General features: G+C 38.1%; 16 protein-coding genes and 1 riboswitch. Of the genes, 4 read left to right on the forward strand and 12 right to left on the reverse strand.

What is annotated here, in order from left to right:
* Positions 1 to 121: 121 nt before the first annotated feature.
* The 3 genes from L8T27_RS12600 to L8T27_RS12610 form a co-directional block, all read right to left on the reverse strand.
* Complete coding sequence (locus tag L8T27_RS12600; RefSeq protein ID WP_237941666.1) at positions 122 to 913, reverse strand: ABC transporter permease subunit; 792 nt, start codon at positions 911 to 913, stop codon at positions 122 to 124.
* Positions 910 to 1,830: an ABC transporter ATP-binding protein gene (locus tag L8T27_RS12605; RefSeq protein ID WP_237941667.1), complete on the reverse strand. Its 921-nt coding sequence runs from the start codon at positions 1,828 to 1,830 to the stop codon at positions 910 to 912. The genes L8T27_RS12600 and L8T27_RS12605 overlap by 4 nt, the downstream gene beginning before the upstream one ends.
* Positions 1,831 to 2,890: 1,060 nt before the next feature.
* Entirely contained in the window at positions 2,891 to 3,400 is a 510-nt protein-coding gene (locus L8T27_RS12610; RefSeq protein WP_233313331.1) for an ankyrin repeat domain-containing protein, read from the reverse strand.
* 362 nt (positions 3,401 to 3,762) lie between these two features.
* On the opposite strand from L8T27_RS12610, the gene L8T27_RS12615 reads away from it, so the two are divergent.
* Genes L8T27_RS12615 through L8T27_RS12625 form a run of 3 tightly spaced genes read left to right on the forward strand, consistent with a single transcriptional unit; the run spans position 3,763 to position 4,839 of the window.
* Entirely contained in the window at positions 3,763 to 3,987 is a 225-nt protein-coding gene (locus L8T27_RS12615) for a spore coat associated protein CotJA (RefSeq protein WP_233313330.1), read from the forward strand.
* Positions 3,987 to 4,247: a spore coat protein CotJB gene (locus tag L8T27_RS12620; protein ID WP_282581436.1), complete on the forward strand. Its 261-nt coding sequence runs from the start codon at positions 3,987 to 3,989 to the stop codon at positions 4,245 to 4,247. The genes L8T27_RS12615 and L8T27_RS12620 overlap by 1 nt, the downstream gene beginning before the upstream one ends.
* Before the next feature lie 22 nt (positions 4,248 to 4,269).
* On the forward strand, positions 4,270 to 4,839 hold the full coding sequence (locus L8T27_RS12625) for a manganese catalase family protein (RefSeq protein ID WP_233313328.1): 570 nt from the start codon (positions 4,270 to 4,272) through the stop codon (positions 4,837 to 4,839).
* Positions 4,840 to 4,883: 44 nt separating this feature from the next.
* On the opposite strand, the gene L8T27_RS12630 is transcribed toward L8T27_RS12625, so the two are convergent.
* From L8T27_RS12630 to L8T27_RS12650, 5 genes are all read right to left on the reverse strand, one after another.
* Positions 4,884 to 5,342 (reverse strand): YpbF family protein, encoded by a 459-nt coding sequence (locus L8T27_RS12630; protein ID WP_233313327.1) that lies wholly within the window; start codon positions 5,340 to 5,342, stop codon positions 4,884 to 4,886.
* A 66-nt stretch (positions 5,343 to 5,408) separates the two neighbouring features.
* A complete protein-coding gene (locus tag L8T27_RS12635) occupies positions 5,409 to 6,230 on the reverse strand; it encodes a LysM peptidoglycan-binding domain-containing protein (protein ID WP_237941668.1) in 822 nt (273 codons plus the stop codon).
* Between the two features lie 41 nt (positions 6,231 to 6,271).
* The gene (locus tag L8T27_RS12640; protein WP_237941669.1) at positions 6,272 to 6,850 is read right to left on the reverse strand and encodes a CPBP family intramembrane glutamic endopeptidase; all 579 of its coding nucleotides are present in this window, start codon (positions 6,848 to 6,850) and stop codon (positions 6,272 to 6,274) included.
* Positions 6,843 to 8,354, reverse strand: a complete 1,512-nt coding sequence (locus tag L8T27_RS12645; RefSeq protein WP_349238802.1) for a RecQ family ATP-dependent DNA helicase — start codon at positions 8,352 to 8,354, stop codon at positions 6,843 to 6,845. The genes L8T27_RS12640 and L8T27_RS12645 overlap by 8 nt, the downstream gene beginning before the upstream one ends.
* Positions 8,351 to 9,406, reverse strand: coding sequence for a YpbB family protein (locus tag L8T27_RS12650; RefSeq protein ID WP_237941670.1), 1,056 nt, complete (start codon positions 9,404 to 9,406; stop codon positions 8,351 to 8,353). Before L8T27_RS12650 ends, L8T27_RS12645 begins: the two co-directional genes overlap by 4 nt.
* Positions 9,407 to 9,651: 245 nt before the next feature.
* Between L8T27_RS12650 and L8T27_RS12655 the strand changes: the two genes are divergently transcribed.
* Positions 9,652 to 9,900 carry a ferredoxin gene (locus L8T27_RS12655; RefSeq protein WP_233313323.1) on the forward strand — a complete coding sequence of 83 codons (249 nt, stop codon included), beginning with the start codon at positions 9,652 to 9,654 and terminating at the stop codon, positions 9,898 to 9,900.
* 44 nt (positions 9,901 to 9,944) lie between these two features.
* On the opposite strand, the gene L8T27_RS12660 is transcribed toward L8T27_RS12655, so the two are convergent.
* The 4 genes from L8T27_RS12660 to sigX all read right to left on the reverse strand — a co-directional run bounded on the left by L8T27_RS12660 (position 9,945) and on the right by sigX (position 13,958).
* Positions 9,945 to 10,535 (reverse strand): ECF transporter S component, encoded by a 591-nt coding sequence (locus L8T27_RS12660; RefSeq protein ID WP_233313322.1) that lies wholly within the window; start codon positions 10,533 to 10,535, stop codon positions 9,945 to 9,947.
* 165 nt (positions 10,536 to 10,700) lie between these two features.
* Positions 10,701 to 10,833, reverse strand: a riboswitch (FMN riboswitch).
* A gap of 218 nt (positions 10,834 to 11,051) precedes the next feature.
* Positions 11,052 to 11,933, reverse strand: coding sequence for a M23 family metallopeptidase (locus L8T27_RS12665; RefSeq protein ID WP_233313321.1), 882 nt, complete (start codon positions 11,931 to 11,933; stop codon positions 11,052 to 11,054).
* A gap of 287 nt (positions 11,934 to 12,220) precedes the next feature.
* On the reverse strand, positions 12,221 to 13,414 hold the full coding sequence (locus L8T27_RS12670; RefSeq protein ID WP_233313320.1) for a hypothetical protein: 1,194 nt from the start codon (positions 13,412 to 13,414) through the stop codon (positions 12,221 to 12,223).
* On the reverse strand, positions 13,389 to 13,958 hold the full coding sequence (sigX, locus tag L8T27_RS12675; protein ID WP_325169552.1) for an RNA polymerase sigma factor SigX: 570 nt from the start codon (positions 13,956 to 13,958) through the stop codon (positions 13,389 to 13,391). Before sigX ends, L8T27_RS12670 begins: the two co-directional genes overlap by 26 nt.
* Positions 13,959 to 14,077: the final 119 nt, after the last annotated feature.

Genomic DNA, 14,077 nt, shown 5'->3' on the forward strand with positions numbered 1-14,077 from the left:
TCTTATGCTCCAATATTATTTTTTTGCGTAAACTCCGTTACTCCGCTTCCCATTGCATCATGGCTGCTTTGACAAATTTGGGCTGACGCTGCTTAATTTGAAATGCCTCTTATCTAACCATCTATTTTAAAATAGATTCATAGCTAAATTTCTCCTTCGAGCCTTTCATAAGAATTGCCGCAAGCAATGCCAACACAACTCCTAAAGCTAATAAAATCCAGATACTTACAAGCAGTAATCCTGTAAATTGTCCAACCACGAGGAGTATCACCGGCAGGACTAGGAAGACTGTGCGCTGCTGGGCTTCCTCCACTGTCTGTGCTTTCGCAGATGCGCGTACAATTAGCGTAATGGCAATCAAAGAGATGGCCGGAGATATAAGCAGCATGATAATCATCCAACTAATGTCAGGCAATATAATGGCGCCTGTCGTTAAAACTATTTCAATTTCCATGACAAGAATCATTGCGAAGAATGATGTAAACGAGACAATCATGTTTATCAAAAAGGAAGCAAGTATTTTTGATTGGAATATTTGCCGCAATGATAGCGGGCAATAAAGTAACGTTTCCAGTGTGCGATTTGCTTTCTCCCCGACAATGGAACTTGCCGCCATTACAGAAGAAGCCATTATTGGAATGATTAAAAAGAATACAGGCATAATGTTGTTCAGCACAAGCTTTATTATATTCTGATTGAAGTTGCCTGCCTGTTCCGCAAGGGGAAGCATCTCTAACAGCTTTTGAAATTCAGCTGTTTCTTCTGGCACAAAGTGTATGACTAGGATAAATATCGAGGGTAGGATGACTGTCAATACCAGCGGTACAATCAACATAACGGAAAACATTTGCTTGTTACTTGTGATTCCTCGTAAATCCTTTTTTATGATGGCTCTTTGCATAGCGTTGATCATTTAATGGTCTCCTTCTGCTTTTCTTTTTCAATTAAATTGAAATAGATATCCTCCAGCGAAGGACGCTTCATTGACACATGATAAACATCGCCACCTTCTTCTACGATGCTAGAGACAATATGGGGGATTTCCTCTTCCGTTTGAATATCCATTTCAAAATTCCGTTCTCCTATTTTTCGATATGACAGACTGCCGGGTAGCTTGCTGGCTTTTATCTTGACTTTCATTCCGGAAATAACCTTGGAACGAAGCTGCTCAAGACTTCCAGATGCGAGTAAAGTTCCCTGATTCATCAATCCAAATGAGGTGCAAACCTCCTGCGCATAGCGCAATTGATGGGTACATAAGAATATGGTCATTCCTTTGTCACGTGCAAGACTTTGGATCAGTTTGTTGACACTTTGGGCACTTTCAGGATCAAGCCCGGAGGTAGGTTCATCTAAAAACAGGACTTTGGGTTGATGAATCAACGCACGAGCAAGGGAGAGCCGTTGGCGCATACCTGTAGAATAGGTGGTTAGTTTTTTATCTTTCGCATTCGAGAGATTCAACTTTTCTAATAGAGATTCAGCGTGTCTTTCACTCTGGCCAGAACTTTTGCCGAATGCAGAGGCATAAAAAATGAGGTTTTGAATCCCTGTCAAATTGTCATACATCTGCGCATGTTCCGTCACAACACCGGATAGACCATGCACTTTTTCTGGATTTAGAGTCGGATCAATTCCTAACACCCGGCAGCTTCCCGCAGAAGGTGTGAGCATGCCATTCAAAACTTTGATAGTAGTGGTTTTTCCGGCACCATTCGGGCCTAAAAATCCAAAAACTTCACCTTGCTCAAGAGTGATGCTTATATTATCCACCGCCTTTTTACCCCCGGGATATATTTTTGACATATGATCTATAACAACTGCTTTCATTATCAAACCTCCTTATTTTCAATCAAAGTACTATGCTCTTAACCGTTGGTCAGATTCTTCCGGAGATTAATCCTGGGGTAGCGCTGTCTCCATTTTGATTATTGTTTTTAGCCAGCTATCAATAAGAGCAAAAAATCATCTCCGTGAAGATGCAAAAGATAAATGATACAAAACCAACTCAGTGTAATTCTCTGATAACTCTAATACTTATCCCATTCACTTCAGCGTTATATTGTCCTTGCACTGCGGATATATAATAACTTGCGGTTCTCTTGCATTCATTCACCACTCCTGAAGGCGTTCCCATCATGGAATATATTAGAGAAAGCAAAGCCTTCTCCCGAATGCCCTTTAACGTTCATAGAGGAAGTAACCACGGATTTTCCCGAACTTTCCTTACCATCTAAATCTTGATAACGTACAAAGCTTGTTTAACCCCTAGAACACCCGATGTTAAATAATGGGAATATTCTCTTATCCATTCACTGTCTAACTGTTCAAAAGCAGAATCTGACTCAGCTGCTTGCTTATAATAGAAATTATACCCCTCTGCCTCTTCTATCCCCTGCCACCTCTAGCTCTCCATTTGTGTTTAGCACAACTACATTCTCGTTCGAATAATTACTGATAGATGAAATGCTAGAATTAGTTTCAGCTGCATTTGTAGGTATTGCAGCAGCCTATATAATAACAATGGGTGATACTAAAGCAATAGCGATTGCCTAGAATGCTTTTCTTTTTCCCTTCTAATTTTTTAGAAATTTTAAATACCCCTTAGAAAGTCAACATTGATTTAAAGCGTTTCCAATAAGTTGTGGCGGAAAAATAATTCTCAATACAAATATAACAAGTAAAAGAATAATTTTCTGCAGGACTTTTACTCTAATCTCTGAAAATGGTATTATCAGCATCCTTTTATCGTAATAGTATAGAGGTCATGAGAATTTCACTTTCAAAAACGCAAGCAGATTTTAATCATGTCTAGTCTATCTTACATTGTAAAAACCCATCGCTTCACTAATGGAAATGAAAAACTCTCCAGTAGCGGAGAGTTTTTTATTTATTCTATTTCATCTATCTTCTGCTTTAAATATTTAGCGATTTCTGTTTGCCCAAATTGTCTAGCATATTCATATGCATCCATATTCTTAATATTCTCTCCTGTATATCTAATTGAAATATCTATTCCCTTTTCAACTAGAAACTCAGCTACATCTTTATGCCCGCCATAAATTGCTCCAAATAACGGATTTCTGTTTGCCAAGCTCACATCTATTTCTGCACCATGCTCTATTAAATACTTCACTATTTTCAAATGCCCAGCTCCTGCTGCCAAATTTAATGAAGAAGCATCAAAGATACCACCTTTTGTATTAACATCGATTCCTTTTTGAACTAGATACTCTACTATTTCAAAATGTCCTTTCTTTGCTGCAACATGTAACCAGGTACCAAATGGTGTCATTAAGTGTAAAGATTCTGGATTATCATCTATTAAATGCTTTACTTCATTAATATCACCAATCTTTATAGCATTTCTTATCGTTTTATTTACAATTTTTTTATCCATAATATTAGCCCTTCTGTATTTTCTAATATCTTGTACTAGCTATGCACCTTAATCTTCAAGTCCTTCAACTATATCATCAAAGTCATGCCCATTTCTCCAATAGCCCTTAACCGTTTCACTATTTCCTCTAAAGCATCAAGACTCTGTTGTCCTACTTGGGCATTTGGTGCCAAGACAAGATTTCCTTCCCTATAAATGTTTTAACTTTCTATATACTTTATAGTAATAGCACCCATTAATCAAAAACCAAATACTATTAGCAATCCGCATCAAGTTACTTCTTCGGTCAAAAAACATTAGAATGATTTTGCAAATCATTCATATTATTGTAAAGATATGAAAATAAAGGAGGGCTTTTTGTTATGAGTCAGTTTTATAAAAAATACCACCCTTATATAAGCCCTAATGATCCTTGCCCGCCATTGAAAACAAAAGTATATTCCACCCCGCCCAATTTATATATGGGCTTTCAGCCGCCCCATTTGCCGCAATTTTCACCAATGGAAGCACTCAAAGCAGGAACATTATGGAAAGCTTTTTATGACCCTTATTATAGTCCTTATGAAAAAAGAGAAGGTGATGCATGATGAAACAGCTGCCTGCAGAATATTATCAGCTTCTTGAACAGCTGCAAGCTGTTGACTTCGTACTGGTCGAATTAACACTTTATCTTGATACACATCCGAATGATCAAGATGCAATCAATCAATTTAATCATTATGTTAAAGAAAGAGAAAAGTTTAAACAGCTATATGAAAGCAGGTATGGTCCACTTCTGCAATTCGGAAACAGCTATTCAGGCAGTCCATGGGATTGGGACACAGGGCCATGGCCTTGGCAAGTATAAAAATGATTGAGGGGGCATTGATATGTGGCTTTATGAAAAGAAATTGCAGTATCCTGTTAAGGTCAGCACCTGTAATCCCATGCTGGCTAAATTTCTGATAGAGCAATACGGCGGCGCAGACGGGGAACTGGCTGCAGCACTGCGCTATTTAAATCAGCGTTATACGATACCTGATAAAGTGATTGGCCTTTTAACAGATATCGGCACAGAGGAATTTGCTCATTTAGAAATGATTGCAACAATGATCTATAAATTAACTAAAGATGCAACTCCAGACCAACTAAAAGCTGCCGGCCTCGATGCGCATTATGTCACACATGAAAAAGCGTTATTTTATCATGATGCTGCAGGTAATCCGTGGACTGCTACATATATCCAGGCTAAAGGTGACCCGATTGCGGATTTATATGAGGATATTGCTGCTGAGGAAAAGGCGCGGGCGACCTATCAATGGATTATTAACATGAGTGATGATCCTGACTTAAATGATAGCCTGCGGTTTTTGCGGGAAAGAGAAATTATTCATTCCCAGCGGTTTAGAGAAGCGGTTGAAATTATTAAAGAAGACAGAGATCGAAAGAAAGTATTTTAGAATATGCCAAAAGAGACTAAAGTACAGTATTTTAGTCTCTTTCTCTACTTTGTTTCATGGAAAAGATTAATGTCATACTCCTGTTTCATCATATAAAAAACATGGTGACGGCCCTTCCACTCTTCTTCCTTCTTCCAAAGATCTTTAGCTTTATCGATAATCTCACAACGAAGCTCATGATATTCCTTCTCTGCTTTATCCTTTTTTTGTTTAAGAACATTCATAAATCCGAAGGAACCAACAATCATGGCCAGTGCATAGAGATTAAATGTTTTAGCGATAAAAATAGAAAACATGATGGCAAAGGAATGGGAGAACGGAACGGCAATATGTTTATACAGCCAGTAAGCGTAAAAAAATCCAAAAATAATTGTCAGCCACATAACAAATAAATGCCTTGTTTTTATCATGTCAAATTTACGTTTTTTATCCACTAGCTTTTGCAGCATTTCCTTTGTCGTTTCATCTGTATTGCTGTCAAGATTTAATATCGACGATTCCATATGCCAATCCTCCTTCCCTTTCACTATATGAAAGGAAAGGACAAGTTAGAATCATTTATTTAGCGGTTATTGTGGAATTTTTAATACTTGCCCAGCCAGTACATTATCACTTGTAAGCTGGTTTGCTTGCTTAATGATCTCTATTCCAGTTTTAGAGTTATAATATTTCATCGCTATTCTGTATAGTGTTTCATTAGCTGCTACAGTATGATAGATAACCGATTGTTGGGAGGCTGCTTCTGCATTTTCTGTTTCTGTTTTTTCAACCGGTTCCTGCTTTTCCACCTCAGAAGCAGCTGCCTTTTCCGCTTGGCTGTCTGCTGTGGTTTTTTCCTGTTCTGCTGCTGTTTTTTGTTTCTTTGTAGCCTCTTCTTTCTGTTGTTCTGTTTCTTGTTTCTTTGCAGCCTCTTCTTTCTGTTGTGCTGTTTCTTTCTGCTTGGCTACTTCTTTTTCTTCCTGCTCAGCACTGGCTGCTTGTTCTTTTGCGGTTTCATCAGGCTTTTCTTCTGCTTCACTGTCTTCTTTTTCTACTGTTACATTACCAGTTGCAGAACTACTGCCCTTTTGTTCAACACCTATCTGCTCGAATTGATTGGAAGAGCTGTTCACTGAAAGCACTGTGTCAACTGAATAGCGGTTTATCATTTCATGTATGCCGAGCAATAGTACAGGCAGGGCAATAAAAGAAATAGCAAGAATCGTCATGCCTGTATACTTTTGGTTTTTCTTTTTCTTTTTTTTCTTTTTATGATGAACAGCTCTGCGCGACGGCAGTTCTTCTGTTACTCTGCTTGGAATCGGTTGAGCTGGCTTTTCACTTTCTTCCAACCGAGAAAGCCGTTTTTTCTGCCGTTCTGCTTGAACTCTGTAAGGATCTTCTCTTGTCATGAACATCCCTTCCCCCTAAACATATTTCAAACGTATTAAAATTAGTCAAAAACCTTATATCTAATCAGCAAACCAAGGAAAAAGTCGATTGTAAAATGCATGATAATGGTCGCCAGTAAACTTCCTGTCCACATATATAAAAACCCAATTAAAAGACTTATAAAGATGATGTTTACAAATAAAAACCAATTAAATAAATATCGGTAGTGGATGACTGCAAAGATAATGCTTGCTGCCAATAATCCTAAATTTGTTTGAAGGATACCGCGAAACAATATTTCTTCACTGATACTAATCACGGCAGCGATTATGGCGATATGAGCTGGATGCATATTTTGAAATATTCGTTTGTTTAGTCCGCCGTCATCATGATACTTTTCAGGTAGATATCTCATAAATATCATATCGAGGCCAACAACCGCCGCACCTAAGGCAAAGCCGATTAAAATATGGTTCCAATTAAAGAGGCTTAAAGAAGTAAATAGATCTTCTATCTGGAATACGAATATACCTAAGCCTGCAGAAATAATTAATAATATAAATTGTGTTATATATAAGTGCTTTATAAGCTCTTTATCAGACAAAGTATTTAACAGCTGGGAATATTTTTGTTTATTCATCGGCTTTTTCTCTTCTCTTATTTAGAATAAAAGCAAGCTGTCTTTTCCAGCCATCACCAACAAGCTCTGCCTTATCATTAATAGGCTGACCCGCATAAAACCTCTCCATATTCAAACCGCAATTATCACAGCATACGGAATTAATTGGTGCTTCTTTTTCCTGGAAATAGCTCGTCAAATAGGATCTGCGGCATTGCTTTAATAATACCCATGCAAGCATATCGTGTATGCTTTGTTTTTTAACAGCAAGCCTGTTCTTGCAAAATTCACTAAAATGGTTAAGCTTTGCTTCTATTTGCTTGCAGGTTTTTCCTTCTGGCTGAACATAGGCAGTTAGCACTCGCCATTGAGTTTCAGTGAATTGCTCCATTATCCAAGCCAGCTCTTTTTCAGCCCAATCTTCATATGTAGTATATGGAAGCAGAGACCTTCGCAGTTGATTTAACTGCAGCTCATTCGGCAGCTCCATTTCCGTGAGCTGATAAGCAAGCGTTTCGTCACCTGGCACATATAAGAGGATAGAAATACTGTTTTGACGGTCTCTGCCAGCCCTGCCGATTTCCTGTAAAAAAGACTCTACTTGTGTTGGGAAATGATAATGAATAACATAACGGATGTTCTCCTTATTAACTCCCATGCCGAATGCACTTGTTGCACAAACGATATCAAGCTGGCCATTCAAGAACTGTTGCTGAATCAAGATGCGATCCTCTTGGGACATGCCGCCATGATAGGCATTTATTCTTTTACCCGAGTATTGCTTAAGTTCTGCAGCGGTTTGCTCTGCCAGCTTTTTGCTTGAAAAATAAATGATGCCAGGTCCTTGCAGTGTGTTTGTCAGTTCTTCAAGCCTTTTCCTTTTTTCTATCCCACTCGATAAAATTTCTGCTGTTAAGGCAATATTGGGTCTGTCGACACTGTAAATGACTTGTTCAACAAATTCTAGAGCTAATGATGATATAATATCTTTTCGGATGGCGGGAGTGGCTGTTGCTGTAAGTGCCAATGTTAATGGATTTCCCAACTCCTTGCGCACTATCCCTAAATTTTGGTACTCTGGTCTGAAATCATAGCCCCATTGGGAAATACAATGAGCTTCATCGACAACAAATAAACCAATTTCCAGTTTTTTCAAAACATTCAATATATAGGTTGTTCCAATCATTTCTGGGGAAATAAACACGAATTTATACTTGCGTATATTTTTAATTACATCATTTCGCTCTTGCCAGTTTAAAAAGGAATTAATGGCAACAGCACTTTTTTCGCCATTCATTTTCATTTGTTCGACTTGATCTTGCATGAGTGACAGTAATGGCGAAATGATGATGACCGTCCCTTTCAGAAGTTTCCCAGGCAGCTGATACACCAATGATTTCCCTGTTCCAGTCGGCAGCATTGCCAATGTATGACGATTCTCCATTAATGCTGAGATTGCTTCCTTTTGTCCTGGGCGGAAAGAGGGCAGCGAAAATAATTTCATTAGGTTTTTTTCTAAATTCAATTTATGCCTCCCCCTAACTTCGCAAGAACGATTCTTATTTCAAAATATGACACTTCAGGAAGCTGTTGTTTGATTTGCTTCAACGACTTGGAAGCAGTAACTTCTGCGATTTTTTTTATTTTAGCTATTTTGTCGAGACTAACATATTCTTCAATCGAAAAATCAGGGATATTCAACACGAGTTCTGCGATATGATCTTCAATTGTACTCATCTTCAAACGTCGCATTGTACTTATTTCGTCAAGGCTTAAGCCTTTTTGAATATATTCATATGTCGCTTTGGTTGAATTAGTCAAAATATATGCAGTATTATCATCCATCACCATTTGTCTTAAAAATGGGAATTTTTCTTTAGCACTGAGAATTTTCTTCAGCATAAAGTGAAGCAATGACAGAAAGTAAAGCTCATAATAACTTCTGTCTATCCCAAGACTAGCTGCCGCTTGCTCTGGAGTTAGCCCAATATGCTCTGACCCTGTTAACCTGCACACAAGGTATTCAGGTAACACTGCTTCATCATCGAGGCAATCAGCCAATTCTTGGTAAAGCTGTTCATTCAGTGATTGTCTGTCGCCAGCATAATTCTGCAATGCTTGCTTCATCCACGCCTGTACTACGATATTTCGCTGAATTGGCATATAGCGATTATCGCCTTTGGAAAGATGGGAGGCAACTTGAACAGAAAGTGCCAGCCGCTCCCAAAATCCTACAGCAATTCGGTGATATTTCCAGCCATTTAAATGGGTAGGAATAGGGTATTCTATAAGTAAACGCGCAAACTCATCTTCTTGTTTCGGATTGATGTCATAATGCTGAAATGTTTTTCCTTCAGCAGTCCATTTCTGCTCTTTTAAAGCAGAAATAATCCTGTCGAACTCTGCTCTTGATAAATTCGGGTATGTTTGAAAAAAAGGCATAAGTTCAAAAATATGGATATCCTGTATCGTTTGCGCTGATTTTTTGCCGTTTAGGATATGAAGGACAGAGTAGATAGTTCTTTCTCCCTTTATTCTTTGTAAACAATATAACACGATTACCTCAATAAAGGTCATATACGAAAACTCCTTAAAATAATGGTTCATGTCGAATTATGTACTTTCTTGCTTTATATTTTACCACGAAAACTGTACTTGGAGCTAAACTTGAATCATTAATGCGAGGTTTATTCCTTTATATTGGTCTTTTTTATTGAAAAGTTATACATTCAGTTTTACAATAAAGGATGGATAGTAAAGATGTATCATTATTTATAAATGCATATTACTTAACAAAAGAATACTGGAGGTTTTTACGACTCATGGCAAAATATACGATTGTTGATAAAGATACATGTATTGCTTGCGGTGCATGTGGAGCTGCAGCTCCTGATATCTATGATTATGATGATGAAGGCTTGGCATTTGTAATGCTTGACGATAACGAAGGAACTGTAGAAGTTCCAGAAGTATTGCTTGACGATATGCTTGATGCATTTGAAGGCTGCCCAACAGATTCCATTAAAGTGGCAGATGAGCCGTTTGAAGGCGACGCATTAAAATTCGAATAATAAAAAAAGCAAAAAGAGTTTTTCTCTTTTTGCTTTTTTTATTATTATGCTACCTTACGATATTGAGCTTGCTTTGTGATCCAGCCTTTCATTTTCGTAAAAACAAGCAGGAACAAGGCTGAAACGATAGCGCCTTTAATAAGGTTAAACGGCAGGATTAAGGAAATTACATATGCACGCATTTCGGCAGATGTCATTGGGTCCCATCCGATAAACTTAATATAAACTGGCAATAGTACAAAATAATTGAAGAAGCTAAGGGCTATACTCATCACAAGGGCACTTGAGATAAGGCCGAGCACCATTCCCAATTTTGATTTCAATTTATTGTAGATGAAATAGGCAGGCAGGATAAATGCAACTCCAGCAATGAAGTTTGCTAAATTTCCTACAGGTATTCCAATCTCACTGTTATGGACAATATAATCCAGAAGGTTTTTTATCAACTCTACCAATATACCTGCAACTGGACCAAGAATTAACGCTGTTACCAATGCTGGCAAATCACTGAAATCCAATGTCAAAAATGGAGGAAACGTTGGAAGCGGGAACTTGATAAACATAAGCACAAAAGCCATGCTGCTCATCATTCCAATCAAGACAAATTTCCTTACATTCATTTTCTTTTTATTCATTTCTTACTCTCTCCTTTTAGGATCCATCTGCCTAAGAAGAGAGATTCAGCAATTTTGTTAAGGCACGCCAAATAAAAACCTCAAGCTAACATGAGCTTGAGGGAGTGTTTAAAGGCATACTTAACAAACGTTCTAACTAATAATTTTTTCGAACGATTGCAGAACCTCCATCTTCTCCCATCCAGACTTTACTGTCGGTTTTGGATTTTCACCAAATCAGCCTAACGAATAGGCTCGCGGACTTAGAGCAATACTCCTCACCGCCGGTCGGGAATTACACCCTGCCCCGAAGATAGATCAATATTTTATTTTTTTTACTAATTTATATTATACATAAGAATGGCTGTTATGGGAAGAACATTGCTTATAATAAAAGCGGGAAGTTTTATCGGAATTAAAAGGAGATTTTCGAACTGGGGCAACTCACAAAGAAAGAAACATACTGGGAACTTTGTTTATTGCCCATTCTCACTTAGTGATACTACTTTTATGTAAGTCAAACCTTTAAGGAATACATTATTCATAATAGATGTTCACATTAGGTGTGATGCCGCTATTTTTATCTTCCTGCTCCTTTAATTGCTTAAATTGAAGCAGACTCATGCTTTCAGGGGGAAGCAAGGCAGGTTGTTCACCTAATATTGCGCTTATTTCGTTTTCTTTTATGTAATAGATTGCTTTTTTATATGGAACTTGCCCAAGAGTTGGGTTATAGCCTACCGGCTCTTCTACCGTTATTTCCAAAGTTTCTGGTTTTACCTCTGCCTGTTTTTCGGCTTTTGCCTTTTCCTTTTTATTTTCTTTCGTGGTTACTTCTTTTTTTACAGGTTTGCTTTTTGCTTCAGCAGCTTCCTGTCTCGCTGGTTTCGCTGCTGCTTCGACTGTCTGTCCCACTTCTGCCTCTCCTAATGCCAATATCGGGTTTATCGCATTTTCCTTTGTTACCGTCCATTCTTTTTCGTGAATCTCAAAATGCAGGTGGACGCCAGAGGAATGGCCAGTATTGCCCATCTTCCCAATAAGGTCGCCCATTTCAACCTTTTGTCCTTCCTTCACTACTCGTTCATTTAAATGGGCATAAACGGTTTCTAAGCCATTAGTATGCTTAATAAAAATTACATTCCCGTAGGATTGGGAATAATAAGACTTTGTGACATTGCCGCTGTCTACAGCAAATACAGCAGCTCCAAGGTCACCTGCAATATCAATTCCTTTATGATCTCCATGTCTTGTATTAAATGTATCTGAAATCATGCCTTCACTCGGCCAAGTCCACCCTTTGGTGCGTTCAGACAGTGAAGGTGATTTAGCTTCTGAATGCTTGCCTCCTAAAAATAACAAGCTGACAAACAGAAGCATTATTGCAGCTATGAGCAGCCGTCTGATATAGTCTCCCATTGTATCCTCCTTTTTTTCCTAACACGAAAATAACCTGCAACAAATATTTGTTGAGAGAAAAAAGAAAATTGAAAAGTTCCTCTTTCACCATATGAGTACATGTTTCGTTATAGAACTGATCAGTCCACCTAGATGAAAGTGACAACCATTAGCATAAGAGCATTTGCCTAGTCTCCTAAAAGCTATGAAACAAATGTTAGTATGGGATATGTTCTCTTAATTCATGCATTCTTTTTCACCGTCTAACAAAAACAACTAAAAAAAGCTCCAGCTAAGCTGGAACTTTTTTAATTCATTTCTCGTTTATTTGCCGCTACAGGAACTGGGATTTCATCAGTAAATACAAATCTTCCAATTTGATTAATCCCAGCGTTTTCAAATCTCACTGTTTTAAATTGGAAATCCTTAGCGGTCAGCAAGATCGATTCTATAGCTCTAAGTGTAGCTTTATCCGCATGTAGGACGCTGTCTTTTGTTAAATACAGCTCCAATTCACTTGTTTCTATATTTGGAACTATCTTCTCGAAACGGATATTGTCAGGGATTGATGCAGACAGACCATATTCCGGCATATCCTTTTGCATATTGATAAGTGCGGTCTCAATATCATGATACGGTGTCTCCCAAGGAACATACAGGGCATTTTCAGCCTCGACTGAATCTGTTAAGAGATAGTACCCTCTGTTTTCAAGCTGCTGATAATATATCTCCGTCAAATCTCTGTCACCAACTAATACTCCCTTTTGACCCTTTCTCCTGAATTCCATTTTATCGGCACCGACACTTTCCAGCTGCTGATAAACAATAGAGTTTAAGAAGTCATCTGAACCGATTGCTCCAAGGGATGTGACATCATCTGCGAAGTCAATAATAACTGTCTTATTGCTCATGTCATAACTGACTGTCCCATCAAATGGGTAATAGTTATCAAGGCCCCAGCTTGTTTCCTCAATGGCAGACATGTATTTTTTATACAAGTCAAATTTAGATAAGCTGTCCGGATTTTCAACAAGAATGCTGACAGGCACTGCCACCTGCAGATTCTTATCAGGAATAGGGTATGTGAGCAGCTCTTTGTCTCCTACTTCTTCTGCATACAAAGCTGTTGTTTGTAATTCAACATCTGCCTGTCGATTCTCGACTTCTCCTGACTGCTCTTTCATTTGGAACGAAGATGAGTTTTCTGTGCTTTGGCTGTCTTCATTAATTGCTATATATTTGCTGTTTTCGGATGAAGATGAATCACTTAAATTATAATTGCCGTTATTTGACCGAAAGAAGCTTTCTCCTATAACAATAAGAAGCATGAAAGCAAATACAGAAGCGACTGCTGGCATGAGCCAAGGACGGCGAATCCGTTGTTTAGACTTGCCGGCCGCAATATTTTGATAAATGCTCTTTGGGTCCCGTTCATCCTTAATGGCCGGGAATTGCCTCAACAGGCTTTTTAGCTGCTCATCGCTCCAATTGTTTTTTTCCATTGTATTCCTCCTCTCTCGTCCATTCCTCCATATGTTTTTTTAGTGCTTTTAAAGCGCGGTGCTGTGTTGTCTTTACCTTACTTTCTGTCCAGCCGAGTGTTTCTGCCGTCTCTGCAATGGACCGTTCCTGAATATAGCGAAGAATAATGACCATCTTTTGGTCCACTGTACATACCTTTAACGCTTGATATAAATATTGCACTTCTTCAGATAGTATAGCCACTTCCTCTGGCAGAGAATCATCAGCTTTGATTTGCTGTTTAGACCAATCAAACTTCTCCATGATTCTGTCCTTCCAGTTTTTATTTTTACGAAAATGGTCGATCGCTACATTCCGTGCAATACTGAACAGCCACGTTTTTTCTGCACTTTTCCCTTCGAAACGGTCATAGGATTTCAATACGCGAATATATACTTCCTGCACTAAATCTTCTGCCGTCTCTTTATGGCTGACCATATAAAATAGAAATTGAAAAACGTCATGATGATATTTTTTATATAGTTCATCAAAAACGGAGTCCATCAGTTTCTCCTCCCCGTTTATAAAATTAGTCGTATTGTTTTCCACAATAGTTACGGATTTTTTTCTTCTACAATAATTTTTTATGTAATTATTAAGATTAATTGTATTTTTAAGCAAAACAAAAAGGAAGGAATAATCCT

It is taken from the genome of Niallia sp. Man26, assembly GCF_022049065.2.
Taxonomy (GTDB): domain Bacteria; phylum Bacillota; class Bacilli; order Bacillales; family Cytobacillaceae; genus Niallia.

Coding starts and splice junctions, on each gene's coding strand:
- L8T27_RS12670 (WP_233313320.1), bottom strand. CDS start 13,414: ATGGAAAAAAACAATTGGAGCGATGAGCAGCTAAAAAGCCTGTTGAGG.
- L8T27_RS12615 (WP_233313330.1), top strand. CDS start 3,763: ATGAGTCAGTTTTATAAAAAATACCACCCTTATATAAGCCCTAATGAT.
- L8T27_RS12625 (WP_233313328.1), top strand. CDS start 4,270: ATGTGGCTTTATGAAAAGAAATTGCAGTATCCTGTTAAGGTCAGCACC.
- L8T27_RS12600 (WP_237941666.1), bottom strand. CDS start 913: ATGATCAACGCTATGCAAAGAGCCATCATAAAAAAGGATTTACGAGGA.
- L8T27_RS12610 (WP_233313331.1), bottom strand. CDS start 3,400: ATGGATAAAAAAATTGTAAATAAAACGATAAGAAATGCTATAAAGATT.
- L8T27_RS12655 (WP_233313323.1), top strand. CDS start 9,652: ATGGCAAAATATACGATTGTTGATAAAGATACATGTATTGCTTGCGGT.
- L8T27_RS12640 (WP_237941669.1), bottom strand. CDS start 6,850: ATGAATAAACAAAAATATTCCCAGCTGTTAAATACTTTGTCTGATAAA.
- L8T27_RS12650 (WP_237941670.1), bottom strand. CDS start 9,406: ATGACCTTTATTGAGGTAATCGTGTTATATTGTTTACAAAGAATAAAG.
- L8T27_RS12635 (WP_237941668.1), bottom strand. CDS start 6,230: ATGACAAGAGAAGATCCTTACAGAGTTCAAGCAGAACGGCAGAAAAAA.
- L8T27_RS12620 (WP_282581436.1), top strand. CDS start 3,987: ATGAAACAGCTGCCTGCAGAATATTATCAGCTTCTTGAACAGCTGCAA.
- L8T27_RS12660 (WP_233313322.1), bottom strand. CDS start 10,535: ATGAATAAAAAGAAAATGAATGTAAGGAAATTTGTCTTGATTGGAATG.
- L8T27_RS12605 (WP_237941667.1), bottom strand. CDS start 1,830: ATGAAAGCAGTTGTTATAGATCATATGTCAAAAATATATCCCGGGGGT.
- L8T27_RS12665 (WP_233313321.1), bottom strand. CDS start 11,933: ATGGGAGACTATATCAGACGGCTGCTCATAGCTGCAATAATGCTTCTG.
- L8T27_RS12630 (WP_233313327.1), bottom strand. CDS start 5,342: ATGGAATCGTCGATATTAAATCTTGACAGCAATACAGATGAAACGACA.